Origin of the sequence: Halomarina litorea (assembly GCF_024227715.1) — an archaeon.
Lineage (GTDB): Archaea > Halobacteriota > Halobacteria > Halobacteriales > Haloarculaceae > Halomarina > Halomarina litorea.
Map to the genome: position 1 here is coordinate 2,997,344 of NZ_CP100448.1, position 21,207 is coordinate 3,018,550.

The following is a 21,207-nucleotide window of genomic DNA, read 5'->3' on the forward strand; positions in this document are numbered from 1 at the left end:
CCCCGCGGCCGCGGACCTGCCAACCGGACGACGCGAATCCTTTTCCCCCTCACCCCGTACCATCGAAGCGATGGAGGCCGACGACCCCGTCGAACCGCCCGCGGCCTTTCGCGACCGGGCGAACGTCGCGACGGACGTCCGCGAGCGTTTCGCGACGGCGTGGCCCGAGGCGTGGGACGCCGCCGGCGACCTGCTCGACTGGTTCGAGCCCTACGACGCGGTCCTCGACTGGGACGGCGAGGGGCCGCCCTTCCGCTGGTTCGCGGGCGGGCGACTCAACGCCAGCCACGAGTGTCTCGACCGACACCTCGCCGAGCGGAAGAACCGCCTCGCGCTCCGCTGGGAGGGGCGACTCGGCGAGACGCGCGCGTACACCTACCTCGACCTCCACCGGGAGGTGAACGCCTTCGCCGCCGCCCTGCGCGAACTGGGCGTCGAGGCCGACGACGTCGTGACGCTGTACATGCCCGTCGTCCCCGAACTCGTCGTGGCGATGCTCGCGTGCGCCCGCCTCGGCGCGCCGCACAACGTCGTCTTCGCCGGCTTCTCGGCGGACGCGCTCACCACCCGGATGGAGCGGGCCGACTCCGCGTTCCTCGTCACCTGCGACGGCTACTACCGCCGGGGAGACGCCATGAACCAGAAGCGCCGGGCCGACCGGGCGCGGATGGCACTCGACTACGACCTGCGGGCGACGGTGGTCGTCGAACGACTTGGCGGGGCGCGCCTCGGTCCCGACCAGCACGACTACGACGCGCTCGTGGAGCGACACGCGGGCGCGACGGTCGACCCGGTCCCCCGCGACGCCGGGGACACCCTCTTCCAGATGTACACCTCCGGAACGACGGGCACGCCGAAGTCCGTCGCCCACACGACGGGCGGCTACCTCGCGCACGTCGCGTGGACGAGTCGGGCGGTGCTGGACGTCAAACCGGAGGACACCTACTGGTGTACCGCGGACATCGGCTGGATTACGGGCCACTCCTACGTCGTCTACGGCCCCCTCGCGCTGGGGACGACGACGGTGCTGTACGAGGGGACCCCCGACCACCCCGAGCGCGACCGGGTGTGGGAGATCGTCGAGCGCAACGCCGTCGACACCTTCTACACCGCGCCGACGGCCATCCGCTCGTTCGTGAAGTGGGGCGAACAGCACCCCGAGGCCCACGACCTCTCCAGCCTCCGCCTCCTCGGGACGGTCGGCGAACCCATCGACCCGAGCGCGTGGCGCTGGTACCACGAGCACATCGGCGGCGGGGAGTGCCCCGTCGTCGACACGTGGTGGCAGACCGAGACGGGGGCCATCCTCGTCTCGACGCTCCCCGGCGTCGACGCGATGAAACCGGGGAGTGCGGGGCCGCCCCTCCCGGGTATCGACGCCGCCGTCCTCCGTCCGGACGGCTCCGAGTGCGACCCCGGCGAGACGGGTCTGCTCGCCATCCGGTCGCCGTGGCCGGGGATGCCACGCGAACTCGCCCACGCGACCGACTGGGGGCGGGCCGCCGCGGGCGAGGAGTGGTGCTACCTCGCGGGCGACGAGGCCGTCGCCGACGAGGACGGCTACATCACCGTCCTCGGGCGGGCCGACGACGTCATCAACGTCTCCGGGCGGCGCGTCGGCACCGCCGAGGTGGAGAGCGCCGTCGTCGCCGTCGAGGGCGTCGCGGAGGCGGCGGTCATCGGCGTCGACCACCCCACCCGCGGCACCGCCGTCCACGCCTACGTCAGCCCCGAGGTCGACCGGGCGGCGGACGACTCCCTCCGCGAGTCGGTCCTCGCGGCCGTCGAGGCGGCCATCGGCCCGCTGGCGAGTCCCGAGCAGGTCGTCTTCACGCCCGAACTGCCCAAGACGCGGTCGGGCAAGATCATGCGCCGACTGCTGGAGGCCGTCGCCAACGGCGAGGAGTACGGCGACACGAGCGCCCTGCGCAACCCCGAGGTGGTCGGCGAACTCGAGGTCCGCCGCGAGGGCGTTTCGGACGAATAGAATCTTCCGAAACCGTTCCCCCGCGTTCGACGCGACTGCCGGCGCGAACACCCCGCACCGAATCCATCAGGGGGAACACCTATTTCGGAGAGTCGAATAGACGCGAAACGCGATGACCGACCTCGCGGCGTTCCTCTGTGCGGGCGGGTACGACCGCCTCCGGCGGGCCACGGGGACCCACCGGAGCGACCTCGTCGTCCGCCTCTGCGGGGAGGCCGGACTGCGCCCGAGCGAGGTCGTATCGGTGCGACCCGACGACGTCGTCACCGACGGCGACGCCCGCTTCCTCCGCCTCGACGACCGCGAGGCGTTCCTCCCCGCGGGCGTGGCCCACGACCTCCGGAAGTTCGCCGAGTCGGTCGGCGACGGCCCCCTCGTCGACGTCTCCGAGCGTCGCGTCCAGATGCTCGTCCGCGAGGCGGGCGACCGGGCCGCCGACCGGACCAGCGACGCCCGCTTTCGCGAGGTGTCGACGCGCGATCTGCGGGCCGCCCACGCCCGCCGCCTCCTCCACGACGGCGTCCCCCCGCAGGTAGTGCTCCGGGTGACGGCCTACGACCGACTGGCCGCTCTCAACGGCCACCTCCCGACGCCGGACCGCGAACGGGTCGCCGCCGCCCTGACAGGCGGGGAGGCGACGCCCGACGACCCGCCCGCCCGCCTCCGCCGGACGGTGAGCGTCGCGGCGGACGTGGGGGAGGCGCTGGCGGCGGCCACCACCGCCGCGGACATCCGCGAGACGGTCTGCACCCGACTCGCGGGGACCGACGGCTACCGATTCGCGTGGGTGGCGGAGGCGACCGGCGACGGCCTCGTCGCCGCCGCTCGCGCCGGTGTCGGGGGCGACGCGGTCGAGCGGACGCTGGCGGACCCCGACGACCTCGTCGCCGCCGCCCTCGACGACCGGGAGGTGCGCTCCGGCACCACCGAGAACGGGACGCTCGTCGCCATCCCTCTCGTCGGCGGGGAGACGACCCGCGGGGTCCTCGGTATCGGCGTCGCACCCGAGGCGGTGGAGGGGGCCGAACTGGACCTGCTGGGGGCGCTCGGCGCGCAGGTGGGCCACGCGCTGGCCGCCGTCGAGCGCAAACGACGACTGCTCGCCGACACGACGACGGAACTGACGTTCGCGGTCGGACGTGAGACGGCCCCGCTCCCGTCGCTGGCGGCGGCGCTGGAGTGCACCGCCGAACTGGTCGGCGTCGTCCCGTCCGAGGAGGGTCTGCTGTGTTACGTCGCCGTCGGCGGTGTCACCCCCGACGCGGCCCTCGACTACCTGGGCGGGACGGACGCCGTCGCGGACGCCCGGTTCGTCGGCGACGACGAGTCCGGCGTCCTCCTCGAGGTGACACTCCGGAACTCCCCGGCACGGACGCTCGCCGACGCCGAGGGGCGCGTCAGGACCTACGAGGCCGACGACCGGGGCGGGCGACTGGTCGGGGAGGTGTCGACGGACGTCGACGTCCGCCGGGTCGTCGAGCGCGTCACCGACGCGTTCCCCGAAATCACGCTGGAGGCGAAACGGGACGTCGACCGGGCCGGGCGGACCGACACGCGGGTCCGGGAGACGCTGACCGACGAGTTGACCGAGCGACAGGCGGCGGCGCTCCGGTCGGCGTACTTCGGGGGGTACTTCGAGTGGCCGCGGGACTCGACGGCCGAGGAACTGGCTGACTCGCTCGGCGTCTCCTCGCCGACGCTCCACAACCACCTGCGGACCGCCCAGCAGAAACTGTTCCGCGCGCTCCTCGACGACACCTAACTGTCTAGCCCGGCGACGTTGGGTGAAACTCCTCCACGCGGGGAGCTATCCCGCGCGAGGAGTCAGGATTCCGTTCGGAGACGCCACGAGTCGTCGGCGAACTCCGGGTTCGGGGGGGTCCGCGGTACGCGTTGTGATAGCTAGGTCGACAGTTTATATAGCCCACGTCGTGACGTGTGTGCAACCATGTCGGAGGAGGAAGTAGAACTGGAAGCGCGACTGGCCGAACAGGACGAGTTCGAGCCACCTGCGTCGTTCGTCGAACAGGCGAACGTCTCTGACCCCGGACTCTACGAGGAGTTCGGGGAGAACTGGCCGGAGTGCTGGGAACACGCCGCGGACCTGCTGGAGTGGTCCGACGGCTACGACCAGGTGCTCGACGACTCGAACCCGCCGTTCTACGAGTGGTTCACGGGCGGCGAACTGAACGCCTCGGCGAACTGCGTCGACCGCCACCTCGACGAACGCGGCGACGAGGTCGCAATCGAGTGGGTCGGCGAACTGGGCGAGACACGGACGTACACCTACGAGGACCTCCACGAGGAGGTCAACGCGTTCGCCGCGTCGCTCCGTGACCTCGGCGTCGAGGAGGACGACGTCGTCACGATGTACATGCCGATGGTGCCGGAACTCCCCATCGCCATGCTCGCGTGCGCCCGCATCGGCGCGCCCCACTCGGTGGTGTTCGCGGGCTTCTCGGCGGACGCACTCGCCACGCGGATGAACGGCGCGGACTCGGAGTTCCTCGTCACCTGCGACGGCTACTACCGCCGCGGGGAACCCCTCGAACACAAGTCCAAGAGCGACGAGGGCGTCTCCGGCGTCGACCACGACGTGACGAGCGTCGTCGTGGACCGCCTCGGCGACGACTACGACCACCCGACCATCGAGGGCGACCACGACTACGACTCGCTGGTGGCCGACCACGCCGGCGAGACGGTCGAACCGGTACCCAGAGACGCGGAGGACATGCTGTTTCTCATGTACACCTCGGGGACCACCGGCCAGCCCAAGGGTGTCAAACACACCACCGGAGGGTACCTCTCGTGGGCCGCGTGGACGAGTCAGGCGGTGCTCGACGTCAAGCCCGAGGACACCTACTGGTGTTCGGCCGACATCGGCTGGATTACCGGGCACTCCTACATCGTCTACGGGCCGCTGGCGCTCGGCACCACGACGGTCATGTACGAGGGGACGCCGGACTACCCCGACAAGGACCGCCTCTGGGAGATTATCGACGACTACGACGTCACCCAGTTGTACACCGCGCCGACGGCCATCCGGTCGTTCATGAAGTGGGGCAAGGAGTACCCCGAGAAACACGACCTGTCCTCGCTCCGCCTACTGGGCACCGTCGGCGAACCCATCAACCCGCGGGCGTGGAAGTGGTACTACAAGCACATCGGCGGCGAGGACTGCCCCGTCGTCGACACGTGGTGGCAGACCGAGACGGGCGGGATGATGGTCACCACGCTCCCCGGCGTCGGGAACATGAAACCCGGCAGCGCGGGACCGCCCCTGCCCGGCCTCGACGTACAGATAGTGGACACGAAAGGCGAGCAGGTCGAGGCGGGCCGCGCGGGCTACCTCACCGTCCAGAAGCCGTGGCCCGGGATGCTCCGCACGCTGTACAAGAACGACGAGCGGTTCATCGAGGAGTACTGGGCGGAGTACTCCGACACCGACTCGGACGACCCGGACGACTGGGTCTACTTCCCGGAGGACGGCGCGAAGATAGACGACGACGGCTACATCACCGTCCTCGGGCGGGTCGACGACGTCATCAACGTCTCCGGCCACCGACTGGGGACGATGGAGATCGAGAGCGCCATCGTCGGCGTCGAGGGCGTCGCGGAGGCCGCCGTCGTCGGCGGGACACACGACATCAAGGGCGAGGCGGTGTACGCCTACGTCATCACCGAGGACGGTTACGAGGGCGACGACGACATGCGCGAGCGAATCGTCGCGGGCGTCGAGGACGCAATCGGTCCCATCGCCCGCCCCGAACAGGTGGTGTTCACCGAGGAACTCCCGAAGACGCGGTCGGGCAAGATCATGCGCCGACTGCTGGAGGACATCGCCAACGGCGAGGAACTCGGCAACACGAGCACGCTGCGTAACCCCGACGTCGTCACCGAAATCGAGCGGAAGGTCAAGGGCGACTGACCGCGGTACAGCGTTCTCAGAACTCACACCACACGACACCAGAACACGACACGATTCATGACAGACACAGACACGCAACGGTCCGACGAGCCACAGGTCCGGTCCGACGGCGGGCGGGACGGGTCGGTCGACTACCTGAACAGCGAAGTCAACATCTTCAAACCCAGCACGCCGTTCATGCGCGACCACCTCCGGGTGGTCTGGGCGATGTTCGCCGCGTGGGCGCTCATCGTCTTCGGGCCGGTGACGGCGACGTATCTCGCCACCGACCTCATGACGAGCGTCACCGTCATCGGGTTCCCGCTGCACTACCTGCTGACGGCCATCGGGGCGCCGCTCGGCGCACTCGTCCTCTCGCTGGTGTATGCCCGCAAGCGCGACGCCCTCGACGAGAAGTACGGCGTCGACCACTCGGCTACCCGGCAGTCCACCGAGGGGACACCCGCCGCCGACGGGGGTGTCGAGAAATGACGGCGACGGCGGCGCTCGCACCCGCACAGCTCCTGCCGGACGCGCTGAACGCCTCGTTCAAGCTCGTCCCCTCGATAATGGTGACGGCGATGCTCGCGCTGTTCCTCGCCATCGGCTACGTGTTCCGCGTGGCCGACACCGAGGGCCTGTGGGTCGCCGGCCGCTCCATCGGGAACCTCGAGAACGGGATGGCCATCGGCGCCAACTGGATGTCCGCCGCCTCCTACCTCGGGATGGCCGCGCTCATCGCCCTCTCGGGGTACTACGGGCTGGCGTTCGTCGTCGGCTGGTCGACGGGCTACTTCATCCTGCTCATCTTCCTCGCCGCCCAGATGCGCCGATTCGGGAAGTACACCGCGCCGGACTTCGTCGGCGACCGCTTCAACTCCGACACCGCGCGCGCCATCGCGGCGCTGACCACCATCCTCATCGGCTTCGTCTACTCCGTCGGGCAGGCCCGCGGGATGGGGCTGGTCGGCATCTACGTCTTCGGCGGTGACTACACCACCATGGTCATCCTGATGATGGCCATCACGGTCGGCTATCTCGCCCTGTCGGGGATGCTCGGCGCGACGAAGAACATGGCCGTCCAGTACGTCATCCTCATCGTCGCGTTCCTCGCCGGCCTCTACGTCGTCGGCTACGTCGGGGGCTACTCGACGGTGCTCCCGCAGATAGAGTACGGCGCGATGCTCGACCAGTTGAGCAGCGAGTTCACGGAGCCGTTCATCAGCGGCGGGTTCTACCTCTGGCTGGCGACGGCGTTCTCGCTCATCGTCGGGACCTGCGGCCTGCCGCACGTCCTCGTGCGCTTCTACACCGTCGAGTCCGAGCGGACCGCCCGCTGGTCGACGGTGTGGGGCCTCTTCTTCATCTGCCTGCTCTACCTCTCCGCGCCGGCGTTCGCGGCGTTCGGTACCGACCTCTACGCGCAGGCCATCGGCGACCCCTACGGGACGCCCGGCATGACCGGCGCGGAGGGCGACGTCATCGTCGTCCTCGCGGCGCAGCTGGCGAACCTCCCCGAGTGGTTCGTCGGTCTCGTCGCCGCCGGCGGCATCGCGGCGGCCATCGCGACCACCGCGGGCCTGTTCATCGCCGCCTCCTCGGCCGCGGCCCACGACATCTACACGAGCATCATCAACCCCGAGGCGACCCAGCGCCAGCAGCTGCTGGTCGGCCGTGCCACCATCGTCGTGCTCGGCGCCCTCGTCACCGTGACGGCGCTCGACCCGCCGGCACTCGTCGGCGAACTCGTCGCCTACGCGTTCTCGCTGGCGGGACTCGTCCTGTTCCCGATGTTCTTCCTCGGCCTCTGGTGGGAGAACACCAACCGGCAGGGCGCGCTGGCGGGCATGACCACGGGCCTGTTCATCTGGTTTGCGGCCATCACCAACCAGGTGCTCCCCGCCTACATCGGCGCGCTCGACGCCATGACCGGCGAGAGCGGGGCCATCGTCCCCGTCTTCGCGGACGTGTTCCCGGCCATCGGGGCCGCGCTCGCGGGCACGCCCATCGTCTTCGCGGTCACCATCGCCGTCTCGCTGGCCACCGACGAACCGCCGGAACGCATCAAGCGCATCGTCCGGCAGTGTCACAGCCCCGAACCGATGGGACAACAGCAGTCCGCCGAGGAGGTCGTCGCCAACAAGACCGGCGAGAGCGGAACCACCGCCGACGACTGACCATGTACGAACGCATCCTCGTTCCCACGGACGGTAGCAAGACCGCCGAGGTCGCCATCGACCACGCGCTCGACCTCGCGGAGCGCTACGGCGCCGAGGTCCACGCGCTGTACGTCGTCGACACCGACGCGATGAACCTCAGCCTCGGCACCGAACAGGTCGACCGCCTCCGCAGCGGCAAGTTCGGCGAGATGACCGAGGTGCGAGAGCGCGCCGAAGCGGCGACGGCGGCCGTCGCGGACCGGGCGCGCGAGCGCGGCATCGACGTCGTCGAGTACCAGACCGGCGGCCGGCCACACGACGCCATCGCCGACTACGCCGAGGACGAGGCCATCGACCTCATCGTGATGGGCAGTCACGGCCACTCGGGCGTCAGACGGGCGTTGCTCGGGAGCGTCACCGAACGCGTCCTGCGCACGACCCACCGGCCGGTGCTCGTCGTGGACGAACACGGCGAGGGGCAGCCGAGATGAATCTGGAGGACGTCCGGACGCACGTCAGCGAGAACCGCTCGGGGATGCTCGCCGACCTCGCGTTCGCCGTCGTCTGGGTGACCGTCGTGACCGCGCTGTTCGACGTCCTGCAGGGGCCGCAGTGGGCCTACTACCTCTGCATGCTCGGCGGCGTCGTGGCCCACTGGGGCTTCTTCACCTCGCTGGCGATGGCGCGCGCCCAGCAGGACTGAGCACGCGCCCTCGAGCACTTCTCCGGTTTCGACAGTCACAGCCGACAGCACGTCCCGAGGGAGGTATTTGAACACCCAACACGTGTTGGGAGAACGCTTAGGCGATTTTCGGCGGCGAACAACTCACGGTAACGCATGACACACAACATCGGAGTGGACGTAGGGGGGACCTTCACGGACGTCATCGCGTTCGACGAGGACACCCGCGAGTTGACCATCGACAAGGTGCTCTCGACGCCCGCCAACCCCTCGGAGGGGGTGATGGCCGGCGTGAGCGAGGCCGTCGAGAAGGCCGGCGCGTCGTTCGCGGACCTCGATCTCCTCTTTCACGGGACGACCGTCGTGACGAACATGCTCCTGGAGGAGACGGGGTCGCGCGTCGGCCTCGTCACCACCGCGGGGCACGAACACGTCCTCCACCTCGCCCGGGCGTGGACCCCCGGGCCGCTCTACGGCTGGATGGGTATGGAGAAACCCGACCCGCTGGCCGCCCTCACCGACACGCGGGGCGTCGAGGGACGAATCGGCTCACCGACCGGCGAGGAGGTCCGCCCCCTCGACGAGGACGGGGTACGGGAGGCCGTCCGCGAACTCCGGGACGCGGGCGTCGAGTCGCTGACCGTCGCCCTCCTCAACTCCTATCTGAACCCCGACCACGAGGAACGAGTGCGAGAAATCGTCGCCGAGGAGGCCCCCGACCTCCCCGTCTCGATTTCCTCGGAGATCGTCGCGGAGTACGGCGAGTACGAGCGCACGCTGACGACGGTTATCAACGACTACGCCCGCCCGCAGGTCATCCGCTACCTCGACGACCTGGACGACTCGCTGGCCGAGGCGGGGTCGAGCGCCACGATGAACGTCGTGCGCTCCGACGGCGGCCTGATGAGTTCGGGCGCGGCGAAACACCGCCCCGTCGAACTCGCCCTCTCGGGGCCGAGCGGTGGCGTCGTCGGCGCGGCAACCATCGCCGAGAAGAAGGGCGTCGCGGACGTGCTCACCCTCGACATGGGCGGTACGTCGACGGACGTCTCGCTCGTCGAGGACGGGACGGCCGAGACCACCCGCCAGACGAAAGTGGGCTACCGCGAGTTCAAATCGAGGGCGGTGGACGTGAACACGGTCGGCGCGGGCGGGGGGTCCATCGCCCGCGTGCAACTCTCCGGCTCCATGCAGGTGGGCCCCGAGAGCGCGGGGGCGGACCCCGGTCCCGCCTGCTACGGGCAGGGCGGCGAGGAACCGACGGTGACGGACGCGAACGTCGTCCTCGGACGCATCCCCTCGTCAGTGCAACTGGGCGGGAAGATGGACCTCGACCGCGAGGCGGCACAGGCGGCCGTCGCCGGACTCGCCGAGGAGCGCGGGACGTCGGTCGAGGAGGCCGCTCAGGCCGTCCTCGACATCGTCAACGAGAACATGCACGGGGCACTGCGCGTCGTCTCCGTCGAACGCGGCTACGACCCGCGTGACTTCGGCCTCGTCGCCTTCGGCGGGGCCGGCCCGATGCACGCCAACGCCCTCGCCGACATCATCGACGCCTACCCCCTCATCATCCCGAAGGGACCGGGCGTGATGAGCGCCTTCGGCTTCCTCACCAGCGACATCCAGAACGAGTTCGCCGAGACCTATCTCATGACCGACGAGGACGTCGACGGCGACGACGTCCACGCGAAGTTCGAGGAGCTAGAGGCGGAGGCCGCAGACTGGCTCCGCTCCGAGGACGTCCCCGAGGGCGACCACGCCTTCGAGTACGCCGCCGACTGCCGGTACTTCCGCCAGGATATCCAGATGTCCATCCCGGTGGACGTCGAGAACCTGCGCGGCGAGGAGGGCCTCGCGGAAATCAAGGCCGACTTCGAGGCGCGCCACCGCCAGCGCTTCGGCTTCTCGCTCGACGCGCCCCTCGAAATCGCCAACCTGCGCGTCATCGGCAAGGGCCTACTCGACGGCGTCACCCTCGAAGAGCGAGAACTCGTCGGCGGCGACGCCGAGGACGCCCGAATCGCCACCGAGGAGGTGTACTTCGACGGCGCGTACCGCGAGACGTCCATCTACGACCGCACCCAGTTGGCACCGGGCACCGTCTTCTCCGGGCCGGCCATCGTCACGCAGGACGACTCGACGGTCGTGATTCAGCCGGGTCACGAGGCGCGCATCGACCGCTACGAGAACATCGAGATCACCCGCGAGGAAGCACAATGAGCACCCAGACACCCGACTTCGTCGGCGACCACGACGTCGACCCGACGACCCTCGACATCATCGAGAGCACGCTGGCGAACACCCGACTGGAGATGGACCGCGTCCTCGAGACGACGGCCATCAGCCCCGTCATCCGCGAACAGTCCGACCAGTTCCCCCTCATCGCCGACGCGAAGGGGCGGATGGTGATGGGCCAGTTCGGGAGCGCCATCGACACCATCATCGAGAACTCGCCGTTCGACTGGGACGACCTGGAGGAAGGGGACGTCCTCGCCACGAACGACCCCTACATGTGCGCGGGGGCGCTGTCGCACACCCCCGACATGCTCCTCCTGCGGCCCATCTTCTACGAGGGCGACCTCGTGGGCTTCTCCAGCCAGTGGGGCAACCTGATGGACGTCGGCGGGAAGACGCCCGGGAGCATGCCCGTCAACGCCCGGACCATCTTCGAGGAGGGGATGCGCCTCCCGCCCGTCAAACTGTACGAGCGGGGCGAACTCGACGAGAGCTTACTGGAGACGTTCGTGCACAACACCCGCCTGCCCGACCACGCCGAGGCCGACATCAAGGCGCTCGCGGCGGGGACGAAAGCCGCCGAGGGGCGGGTACAGGAACTCTGCGACCGGTTCGGGAAGGAGACGTACGTCGAGGCGTGCGACGCCATCCTCGACCGCACCCGCGACGGGATGATCGACCTCATCCGGGAGTTCATCCCCGAGGGCGAACGCTACACCTTCGAGGACTTCGCGGACGACGACGGCCTCGGCAACGGCCCCATCAAGCTCCACCTCGAAATCTACCGCGAGGGCGACACCGTCTACCTCGACTGGGAGGGCACCGACGACCAGGTCCCGGGCACCGTCAACTTCCTCCTGAACGAGAAGATGTTCAAGATGTTCGTCGGGGTGTTCCTCATCATGGCGTTCGACCCCCTCCTGACGTTCAACGACGGCTACTACGACCTCTTCGAGGTGAACCTGCCCGAGGGAAGCGTCGTCCAGCCCGAGTTCCCGGCGGCGCTGGGCAACCGCCTGCCGCTGATGGCCCGGCAGTTCGACGTCCTGCAGGCGACGTTCTCGAAGCTCATCGACGGGTTCTCCGTGGCGGGCAGTTACGGCACGTCGCCGAACCTCGTCTACGCGGGCACGGACTCCGAGGGCAACCAGTTCCAGATGCTCGAGATCCTCTACGGCGGCATCCCGGCGCGACCGGGCGGCGACGGCCTCGACGGCCACTCGTGGTGGCCGCTCTTCCGCACCGTGCCCGCCGAGTACCAGGAGGCGTACTACCCCCTGACCATCGAGGAGTACAGCACGCGCGAGGACACGGGCGGCCCCGGCGAGTTCCGGGGCGGCCACGGCATCACGAAGGTGTACACCTTCGAGGAGGACGGCGCCATCACGTTCCAGGACGACCGGGCGCACACCTACCCGTGGGGCGTCGACGGCGGCACACACGCCCGAACGAGCGAGAAGCGCCTCGTCCGCACCGACGGCACCGAGGAGGAGTTGCCCTCGAAGGTGGAGAACGTCGCCGTGAGCGCGGGCGACAAGTTGGTGTTCCGGACGGCGGGCGGCGGGGGGCTGGGGGACCCACTCGACCGCGACCCCGAGACGGTCGCCACCGACGTCGAGCGGGGGCTGATTTCCGCCGAGGCCGCCCGCGAGTCGTACGGCGTCGTCCTCTCGGACGGTGGGGTCGACGAGGCGGCCACGGACGACCGGCGCGAGTCGATGCGCGAAGAGCGCGACGACCTGCCGGAGTTCGACTACGGCCCCCTCCCCGACGAGGACGAACTCGCCGAGCGAATCGCCGAGGAACGGCGCGCCTTCGACGAACGCCACGGATAGTCGAGGATGGACTGGCTCCCCGACACCGAGACGGCCGAGGCGTACGCCGACGGCGAGTTCGCCGAGCGGGTGGGCTTCGGCGAGCGACCCGCACTGCTCGTCGTCGACCTCATCGAGGCGTTCACCGACCCCGAATCGAACCTCGGGTCGGACGTCGACGAGGTAGTCGAGGCGACGGCGCGACTGCTGGAGGCCTTCCGCGAGCGCGACCTGCCGCGGTACTTCACCACCGTCGCCTACGAGGAGTCCTACGGCGACGCGGGCCGGTTCGTCGAGAAGGTGCCCGCCCTGCGCGAACTCCGCCTCGGTACCGACCGCGTCCGGGTGGACGATAGACTCGCCCCCGGGAACGACGAGCGCGTGATCCTGAAGAAGTACGCGAGCGCGTTCTTCGGGACGGACCTCGCGACGGAACTGACGACCGACCGCGTCGACACCCTCGTCCTGACGGGCGTGACGACCAGCGGGTGCATCCGCGCGACGGCGGTCGACAGCCTTCAGTACGGCTATCGGACCGTCGTCCCCGCCGACGCGGTGGGCGACCGGGCCGAGGAACCACACCGCGCGAACCTCTTCGACATCGATGCGAAGTACGGCGACGTGACCGACGTGGAGTCGGTCCTCGACGAACTCGCGGGACTCGACCGTCCCGGGAGGAGGAACGAGTGACGACACCCGACGGGGGAACCGACGACAGACGACGACAGACGACGCACGCGATGAACACAGACACACACGACGGAGACGGGCGGACGACCCGCCCGACGGAGCAGGAGCACCGATGACGAGCGCACGCGAACGACAGGGACCCCTCGACGGCCTCCGGGTCGTCGACATGTCCGGCATGATCAGCGGCGCGTTCGCCACGACCATGCTGGGCGACTTCGGCGCGGACGTGGTGATGATAGAGCACCCCGAGGTGGGCGACCCCATCCGGGAGTGGCCCCTGAAGACCGAGGACGGCACCTCGCTGTCGTGGAAGTCCCTCGGGCGCAACAAGCGCTGTATCACGCTCGACCTCGGCGACGAACAGGGCCGCGATCTCGCTCTCGACCTCGTCCGGGACGCGGACGTGGCCTTCGAGAACTTCCGGCCGGGGACGATGGAGCGCTGGGGACTCGGTCCCGACGACCTCCACGAGGTGAACCCCGGACTGGTGTACGTCAGGCTCTCGGGGTACGGCCAGACCGGTCCGAAGTCGGAGAAGCCGGGCTTCGGCACCATCGCCGAGGGCATCTCGGGGTGGGCGCACGCCAACGGCTTCCCGGACCGCGAACCGCTCCTCCCGCCGGTGAGCCTCGCGGACCTCACGGCCGCGCAGTTCGCCCTGCAGGCCACGCTGATGGCCCTGTTCGAACGCGACGTGGGCCGGGGCGGGAGCGGCGAGGGACAGGTCGTCGACGTCTCGCTCATCGAACCGCTCTGGCGGCTGTTCTTCGGCGACGTGGAGGCCTATGGACGGACGGGCCACGTCCGCGAGCGGACCGGGAACCGCCACCCGAGTACGGCCCCGCGTAACATCTACGAGACGGCCGACGGCCACATGACGATGTCCGCGTCGAACCAGAAGATCTTCGAGCGGGTCGCCCGCGCCATCGACAAGCCCGAACTCATCGAGGACCCCCGCTTCGCCGACAACGCCTCCCGCGTGGAGCACGTCGAACCCCTCGACGCGGCCATCGAAGAGTGGACCCGTCGCCACACGACGGAGGAGGCCATCGAGATCCTCGAAGCGCACGACGCCATCGTCGGGCCGGTGTACGACATGGCGGACATCTTCGAGGACGAGCAGTTCCGGGCGCGGGGGGACCTCCTCGAAGTGGAGGACCCCGACGTGGGGACGACGACGACGTTCGCGCCGGTCCCGAAGTTCTCGCGCACGCCGGGGGACGTGGAGTTCCTCGGCCCGCGCCACGGCGAGCACAACGTGGAGGTGTACGTCGGCGAACTCGGCCTCTCGCCCGAGGAACTCGCCGAACTGGAGGAGGCGGGCGTCGTCTGATGCGCCTCAACGACGTGACCCTGCGCGAGGGCGCCCAGATGCCGGGCCGCGACTACACCGCAGAGCAGAAACTCGCGGCGGGCGCGGCCCTCGACGACCTCGGCCTCCCGTTCGTCCAGCCGGGATTTCCCGCGACGGGCGAGACGGACCGGCGAGTCGTCCGAGAACTCGCCGAAACCCTCGACGCCGACGTGATCGGCCTCGCGCGGGCGCTGGAGGGGGACGTGGACGCGGCCATCGACAGCGACGCGGACGTGGTGGAGGTGTTCGTCTCCGCCTCCGACCTGCACCTCGAACACCTCCTCGGGAAGTCCCGGGCGGAGATGCGCGAGATGCTCGTCGGGAGCGTCGAGTACGTCCGGGAACGTGGGGGCGTCCCGCACGTCACGCTGGCCGACGCCTTCCGGACGGACCCCGGGGACCTCGCGGACCTGTTCGCGGCGGTGCCCGACGCCGCGTTCGTCACCCTCGCGGACTCCGTGGGAGTGCGGACGCCCGCGAGCGTTCGCGCGCATCTCGATTCGCTGGTCGAACGAGGCGTCGACCCCGCCCGCGTGGGCGTCCACTTCCACGACGACCTCGGGTGTGCGACGGCGAACGCGCTGGCGGCGTACGAGGCGGGTGTCGGGAAGGCCGACGTGAGCGTCGCCGCACTCGGCGAGCGGGCGGGCAACAGCCCGTTAGAGGAGGTGGTCGTCGCCTGCTCGCTGGAACACGACGATTCGCTCGGCGTCGACGAGGGGTCGCTCGTCACGGCGTGTCGGGGGGTGCTCGACGCCCTCGGGGAGTCGTGGGACGACCGGAAGGCCGTCCTCGGGTCCGCGGTGGCGGAACACGAGTCGGGCATCCACACCGCCGCGATGCTCCGCGACCCCGCGACGCTCGAACCGTACGACCCGGGGCGATTCGGCGGGGAGCGACGGCTCGTCTTCGGTCGGAAGACGGGACGGGGCGGTGCCAGACAGGTGCTCGAACGCGCCGACGTCGACGCGGACGACGAGACGGTCGAGGCGTTCCGAGAGTCGCTGGCGGCGGCGGGACCGCTCGAACTGGCAGAGGCGATCGCGCTCGCCGACCGGGAGTTCGGCGGGTGAGCGTCGCCACGTGACGGTCGCCACGGGCGACACAACACGTATCCCCCTCGCGTCCCCGACGGTAGACGAGCAGACGCCATGTACCAGGCCGAGATACACCTCCACCAGGAGAAACCGTGTGTCCTCTCGTCGTTCGCCGACGAGTTCGACGCCGCGTTCGACATCGCCATCGAGGAACTGCACAACGAACGCGTCACCTTCGTCCTGGAGATAGACGACCCGCCGGAGGGGGTGTACGAGCACTTCGCCGCCTCCGAACAGGTCCACCACGTCGAGCGACTGGACGAGGGCAGCTACCTCGTCACGAAGACCTCCTGCGGGGCGTACTCGGCCATCGACCGCAACCACGGCATCCTCCGTCGGCGCAACGAGATCGGGCGCCACCACCGCGTGTACACAGTGCTGTTCTTCCGCCGCGAGGACCTGCGCTCGATGGTCGCCGACTTCAGGCGCATCGGGTCGGTCACGCTCGGCAAGCTCAAACGGTTCGACGAGCCCTCCTCGACCCTGACTGAGCGCCAGCGCGAGGTGGTCGAACACGCCTTCGACCGGGGGTACTTCGAGTGGCCCCGGCGGGCGAACTGTGACGAACTCGCGGAGGACCTCGGGGTCAGTCGCGCGACGTTCCTCGAACACCTCCGGAAGGCCGAGGCGAAACTCCTGGCCGAGGCACTGGAGGACCGTCCGTCGCGAGCGGAGCGGTACGCCGACCCGGTGCGGGGGACCTGAGCCACCCCACCGGGACGGACCCTCCGTCTCGCACCCGGGAGCGCTCCACGCCCGACGATTGGGACTCGTTGTCACGCCGTCCGAACGCTGAACACCGAGCGTCGAGCATATCGCGCATGGAACTCGTCGAAGCCACCGCCGCCGACCTCGACGACCTCGTCGAGCGCTGGTACGACCTCGCGACGGCGATGGAGGGGTACTCCGAACTGAACGAACTGGTCTACGGTAAGGTCGATGCGGTCCCCGACGACGGGTTCCGCGCGCACCTCGACGACGACGGCGTCACCGACTACCTCGTCGTCCACCGCGGCGAGACGGTCGGCTTCCTCACGCTCTCGGAGGGCCGCCACCCGTCCCGCCGGTACTCGCGGTATCTCCGTCTCGTGAACCTCGCCATCGACGAGGGCCACCGGAGTCGGGGCCACGGCGCAGCGGTCGTCGAACGCGTCGAAGAGTTGGCCCGAGAGCGCGGGTGCGACCACCTCAAAGTCTCCTGTGAGTGGCACAACGAGGACGCGCGTCGGTTCTACCGCGACACGGGCTTCCGACCGAAACAGGTGGACTACGCGCGGCCACTCGAATAGGTCGGGAACCCTCTCGGGCCGGTCGGCGTTCGTCGTGACGCGAAGGATTGGTTGGGGCAGATTTGAACCTCACTCGCTCCCTGCGGTCGCTCGTTGGTTCAAACTCCCCGTGTCCGATTTCGGTTCCACGAACTCCTCGCTTCGCTCGTCGTCTTGTGGAACCAGAAATGGGTTGGGGCAGATTTGAACTGTGGTCGTTCCGCTCACGTCCGTTCGCTTCACTCCCGAGTTCAGAATCTGCCAGTAACACCATTCGGTGGCGCTGGCTCCTCGCTTTGCTCACGGTTCACTTCGTTCACCGTTCGCATCCGTGGTCGCTCCGCGACCACGCGTCGCTCGTCGCGTTGCGCCACCAGAAGTGGGTTGGGGCAGATTTGAACTGCCGACCTCCTCCATGTCAAGGAGGTGTCATAACCAGCCTAGACCACCAACCCCTGCACTCATTCGTATCCGGTGGGTGTACTTGAACCTTTCCGAACGCACCGGCGATGCGTCCCCGTGCCGTGGGTCGGTTTCCCGACCGGTCCGGCGGGTCGTCCGACCCGCCCGCCGCGCCGACAGGGTTAAGTCGATGAACATACTTGTACAGAACAAGCCAATAACGGTCATCTCTAGACTATGAAGGACCACATCGCACGCGTGACGGACGGCGGGAACCTGACACAGGAGGAAGCACGGGCGGCGGCGACGGCCGTGTTCGAGGACGCCACGGAGGCGCAGATCGGGGCGTTGCTCGCCGCTCTCCGGGCGAAAGGCGAGACGGAAGCTGAGATAGCCGGGTTCGCACAGGGGATGCGCGACGCGGCGCTGACCATCTCGCCCGACCGGTCGCCGCTGGTCGACACGTGCGGGACGGGCGGCGACGACCACGACACCATCAACGTCTCGACGACGAGCGCGCTCGTCGTCTCGGCGGCGGGCGTCCCCGTCGCCAAGCACGGCAACTACTCCGTCTCCTCCTCGTCGGGGAGTTCCGACGTGCTGGCGGCGGTGGGCGTCGACCTCGACAGCACGCCCGAGGCCGTCGAGGCGCGCATCGAGGCCGACGGCATCGGCTACATGCACGCCCCGGCGTTCCACCCCGCGATGAAGGCCGTCATCGGCCCGCGCAAGGAACTCGGCGTGCCGACGCTGTTCAACATCCTCGGCCCGCTGACGAACCCCGCGGGCGCGAACGGGCAGGTGGTGGGCGTCTACAGCGCCGACCTCGTCCCCGTCATCGCCCGCGCACTCGCCAAGATGGACGTCGACCGCGCGCTCGTCGTCCACAGCGAGGGACTGGACGAGGTCGGCCTGCACAGCGAGACGACGGTGGCAGAGGTTCGTGGGACCGAGGTCGAAGAGTACACCATCACGCCCGAGGACCTCGGCCTCTCGCCGGCGCCCATCGAGGCAGTCGTGGGCGGCACCCCCGAGGAGAACGCCGCCGACCTGCGCGGCATCGTCACCGGCGAGGTCACCGGTCCCAAGTGCGATATCATCCTCGCGAACGCCGGGGCCGCGGTCTACGTCGCGGGGGAGGCCGATACCCTCGCGGACGGCGTCGAACAGGCCCGCGAGGCCATCGAGTCGGGCCGGGCCGAGGAGAAACTGGACGACCTCCGCGCCGGGGTCTCGGTCTCCGCCTAGATGGTCGTCCGCGTCAAACTCTGCGGCGTCACGACCGACGCCGACAGGGACGCCGCCGTCGAGGCCGGGGCGGACGCTATCGGGGTCGTCTGTGGCGTCCCCATCGACACCCCCCGCGAGGTGACCCCGGCACGAGCGCGGGCCCTCGTCGCCGACGCCCCGCCGTTCGTGACGACGACGCTCGTGACGATGCCCGACGACGTGACGGAGGGCGTCGAACTCGTCGAACGCGTCCGGCCCGACGCGGTGCAGGTCCACGCCGCGAGCACCGACCTCGTGGCGGCACTCGCGAGCGACATCGACGCGAAGGTGGTCGCCGCCGTCGACCTCGCGGACGACGTCGCGGCGTACGCCGAGGTGGCGGACGCCGTCCTCGTGGACTCCACCGACGAGTCGGGCGCTGGCGGCACCGGCGAGACCCACGACTGGGAGCGCACCCGCGTCGTCGCCGACCGAATCGACGTCCCCCTGATTCTCGCGGGGGGCCTCACCCCGGAGAACGTCGCGGAGGCCGTCGGGACCGTCCGTCCGTACGCGGCGGACGTCTCCAGCGGCATCGAAGGGGACGAACCGGGCCGGAAAGACCACGCGACGATGCGCGCGTTCGTCGAGGCGGCGCGGGGGGCGCTGTGAGCCTCGACCTCTCGCGGGCGGACTTCCGGGAGCACGCCGATTGCCCCCGACCCGCCGTGGTTCGCGCCACGGCCACGCTGGACGTGGACGTGGACCCACTCACGGCGTACGCGGCCCTCCGGGACGCGGGGGACACGGCGTACGGCTTCCTCCTCGAGAGCGGCGAGAAGGTCGCCTCCAGCGACCCCGACGGCGCGTTCTCGCCGGGCGGGGCAGACCGCCACGCGCGGTACTCCTACGTGGGCGTCGACCCCGCCGCCGTCGTCACCGTCGACCCCGAGGGGACCGACCTCGCAGTCCTCGACGGACGGTACGAGGGCCTGCTGGACGAGGGCACAGATGGCGAGGGTGGAGACGTACTGGACTCCCTGCGGGCGACGGTGCCCGACGTGACCCTGCGGAACTTCCCGGAGAGCGACCGCCAGCGACTCGACGGCGGCCTCGTCGGCTTCCTCGCCTACGACGCCGTCTACGACCTCTGGCTGGACGAGGTGGGCGTCGACCGCCCCGACTCGCGGTTCCCCGACGCGCAGTTCGTCCTGACCGACACCACCGTCGCCTTCGACCACGTCGCGGACACCGTCGAGGTGGTGTTCACGCCCGTCGTCCACCCGGCGGAGGACGCAGGGAGCGTGTACGACTCGCTGGTCGCCGAGGCCGAGCGAATCGAGTCCGTCCTCGCGGGCGCAGGACCCGTCGAGACGGGCGGGTTCCGGCGGACCCGCGAACGCGCCGGGCCGCGCGAGGAGTACGAGGCGGCCGTCCGGGAGGCGAAAGAACACGTCCTCGACGGCGACATCTATCAGGGCGTCATCTCGCGGACGCGGGAACTCGAAGGCGAGGTGGACCCCCTCGGCCTGTACGCCGCCCTGCGCGACGTGAACCCCTCGCCGTACATGTACATCCTCGACCACGGCGACCTGACCGTCGTCGGCGCGAGTCCCGAGACGCTCGTCTCCGTGCGGGGCCGCGAGGTGATGGCCAACCCCATCGCCGGCACCTGCCCCCGCGGGACGAGTCCCGTCGAGGACCGCCGCCTCGCGGGCGAGATGCTCGCCGACGACAAGGAGCGCTCCGAGCACACGATGCTCGTCGACCTCGCGCGCAACGACGTGCGCCGGGTCAGCGACTCGGGGAGCGTGCAGGTCGAGGAGTTCATGAACGTCCTCAAGTACAGCCACGTCCAGCACATCGAGTCGACGGTGACGGGCCGCCTCGCCGGGGAGTGCGACTCCTTCGACGCGACTCGGGCGGCATTCCCCGCCGGGACGCTCTCGGGCGCGCCGAAGGTGCGCGCGATGGAACTCATCGACGAACTGGAACTGACGCCGCGCGGTCCCTACGGTGGCGGCGTCGGCTACTACTCGTGGACCGGCGACGCCGACATGGCCATCGTCATCCGGTCGGCGACGGTCGAACGCGGCGCGGGCGCGGACGGCGACTCGCTGGTGACGGTCCGCGCCGGCGCGGGCATCGTCGCCGACTCCGACCCCGCGAGCGAGTACGAGGAGACCGAATCGAAGATGCGGGGGGTGCTCGTCGCCCTCGAAGCCATCGAGGAGGAACCGACCGCGCCCGCGGAGGCCCACAGATGACCCGCCCGAAGGTACTCTTCGTCGAGCACGTTTTTGCGGGAGGGCGTCCTCGCTCGCGGTCGCTCGCTCGTCGACCCCCCTGCAAAAACCTGCAGCAAAAATGCCGCTCGCTCCCTTCGGAAGACTCGTTGCACTC

The 21,207-nt window shown here is 69.6% G+C and carries 17 protein-coding genes and 1 tRNA gene; 17 read left to right on the forward strand and 1 reads right to left on the reverse strand.

The window, feature by feature from the left end; genetic code table 11:
• Positions 1 to 70: 70 nt before the first annotated feature.
• From acs (NKG96_RS16500) to NKG96_RS16565, 14 genes are all read left to right on the forward strand, one after another.
• On the forward strand, positions 71 to 1,987 hold the full coding sequence (acs, locus tag NKG96_RS16500; RefSeq protein ID WP_254536265.1) for an acetate--CoA ligase: 1,917 nt from the start codon (positions 71 to 73) through the stop codon (positions 1,985 to 1,987).
• A 112-nt stretch (positions 1,988 to 2,099) separates the two neighbouring features.
• Positions 2,100 to 3,749: a bacterio-opsin activator domain-containing protein gene (locus NKG96_RS16505; RefSeq protein ID WP_254536266.1), complete on the forward strand. Its 1,650-nt coding sequence runs from the start codon at positions 2,100 to 2,102 to the stop codon at positions 3,747 to 3,749.
• Positions 3,750 to 3,935: 186 nt separating this feature from the next.
• Positions 3,936 to 5,915, forward strand: a complete 1,980-nt coding sequence (acs, locus tag NKG96_RS16510) for an acetate--CoA ligase (protein WP_254536267.1) — start codon at positions 3,936 to 3,938, stop codon at positions 5,913 to 5,915.
• A 57-nt stretch (positions 5,916 to 5,972) separates the two neighbouring features.
• Positions 5,973 to 6,386, forward strand: a complete 414-nt coding sequence (locus NKG96_RS16515) for a DUF4212 domain-containing protein (RefSeq protein ID WP_254536268.1) — start codon at positions 5,973 to 5,975, stop codon at positions 6,384 to 6,386.
• Entirely contained in the window at positions 6,383 to 8,071 is a 1,689-nt protein-coding gene (locus NKG96_RS16520) for a VC_2705 family sodium/solute symporter (protein ID WP_254536269.1), read from the forward strand. The genes NKG96_RS16515 and NKG96_RS16520 overlap by 4 nt, the downstream gene beginning before the upstream one ends.
• Positions 8,072 to 8,073: 2 nt before the next feature.
• Positions 8,074 to 8,544: a universal stress protein gene (locus NKG96_RS16525; protein ID WP_254536270.1), complete on the forward strand. Its 471-nt coding sequence runs from the start codon at positions 8,074 to 8,076 to the stop codon at positions 8,542 to 8,544.
• Positions 8,541 to 8,756 carry a DUF8119 family protein gene (locus NKG96_RS16530; protein WP_254536271.1) on the forward strand — a complete coding sequence of 72 codons (216 nt, stop codon included), beginning with the start codon at positions 8,541 to 8,543 and terminating at the stop codon, positions 8,754 to 8,756. The genes NKG96_RS16525 and NKG96_RS16530 overlap by 4 nt, the downstream gene beginning before the upstream one ends.
• A gap of 135 nt (positions 8,757 to 8,891) precedes the next feature.
• Positions 8,892 to 10,955: a hydantoinase/oxoprolinase family protein gene (locus NKG96_RS16535; RefSeq protein WP_254536272.1), complete on the forward strand. Its 2,064-nt coding sequence runs from the start codon at positions 8,892 to 8,894 to the stop codon at positions 10,953 to 10,955.
• Positions 10,952 to 12,805: a hydantoinase B/oxoprolinase family protein gene (locus NKG96_RS16540; RefSeq protein ID WP_254536273.1), complete on the forward strand. Its 1,854-nt coding sequence runs from the start codon at positions 10,952 to 10,954 to the stop codon at positions 12,803 to 12,805. Before NKG96_RS16535 ends, NKG96_RS16540 begins: the two co-directional genes overlap by 4 nt.
• A 6-nt stretch (positions 12,806 to 12,811) precedes the next feature.
• Positions 12,812 to 13,474: an isochorismatase family protein gene (locus NKG96_RS16545; protein ID WP_254536274.1), complete on the forward strand. Its 663-nt coding sequence runs from the start codon at positions 12,812 to 12,814 to the stop codon at positions 13,472 to 13,474.
• A gap of 112 nt (positions 13,475 to 13,586) precedes the next feature.
• Positions 13,587 to 14,807 (forward strand): CaiB/BaiF CoA transferase family protein, encoded by a 1,221-nt coding sequence (locus NKG96_RS16550; RefSeq protein WP_254536275.1) that lies wholly within the window; start codon positions 13,587 to 13,589, stop codon positions 14,805 to 14,807.
• Entirely contained in the window at positions 14,807 to 15,901 is a 1,095-nt protein-coding gene (locus NKG96_RS16555; protein WP_254536276.1) for a LeuA family protein, read from the forward strand. Before NKG96_RS16550 ends, NKG96_RS16555 begins: the two co-directional genes overlap by 1 nt.
• Before the next feature lie 78 nt (positions 15,902 to 15,979).
• Complete coding sequence (locus NKG96_RS16560; protein WP_254536277.1) at positions 15,980 to 16,630, forward strand: helix-turn-helix domain-containing protein; 651 nt, start codon at positions 15,980 to 15,982, stop codon at positions 16,628 to 16,630.
• 116 nt (positions 16,631 to 16,746) lie between these two features.
• Complete coding sequence (locus NKG96_RS16565; protein ID WP_254536278.1) at positions 16,747 to 17,214, forward strand: GNAT family N-acetyltransferase; 468 nt, start codon at positions 16,747 to 16,749, stop codon at positions 17,212 to 17,214.
• A gap of 359 nt (positions 17,215 to 17,573) precedes the next feature.
• Here the strand turns inward: NKG96_RS16565 and NKG96_RS16570 are convergent.
• Positions 17,574 to 17,648, reverse strand: a tRNA-Val gene (locus NKG96_RS16570).
• A 184-nt stretch (positions 17,649 to 17,832) separates the two neighbouring features.
• Here NKG96_RS16570 and trpD point away from each other — a divergent pair.
• From trpD to trpE, 3 genes are read left to right on the forward strand one after another with little or no spacing between them, the layout of a single operon-like run.
• Positions 17,833 to 18,843 carry an anthranilate phosphoribosyltransferase gene (gene trpD / locus NKG96_RS16575; protein ID WP_254536279.1) on the forward strand — a complete coding sequence of 337 codons (1,011 nt, stop codon included), beginning with the start codon at positions 17,833 to 17,835 and terminating at the stop codon, positions 18,841 to 18,843.
• Entirely contained in the window at positions 18,844 to 19,476 is a 633-nt protein-coding gene (locus NKG96_RS16580) for a phosphoribosylanthranilate isomerase (RefSeq protein ID WP_254536280.1), read from the forward strand.
• Entirely contained in the window at positions 19,473 to 21,071 is a 1,599-nt protein-coding gene (gene trpE, locus NKG96_RS16585; protein WP_254536281.1) for an anthranilate synthase component I, read from the forward strand. Before NKG96_RS16580 ends, trpE begins: the two co-directional genes overlap by 4 nt.
• The last annotated feature ends 136 nt before the right edge of the window (positions 21,072 to 21,207 follow it).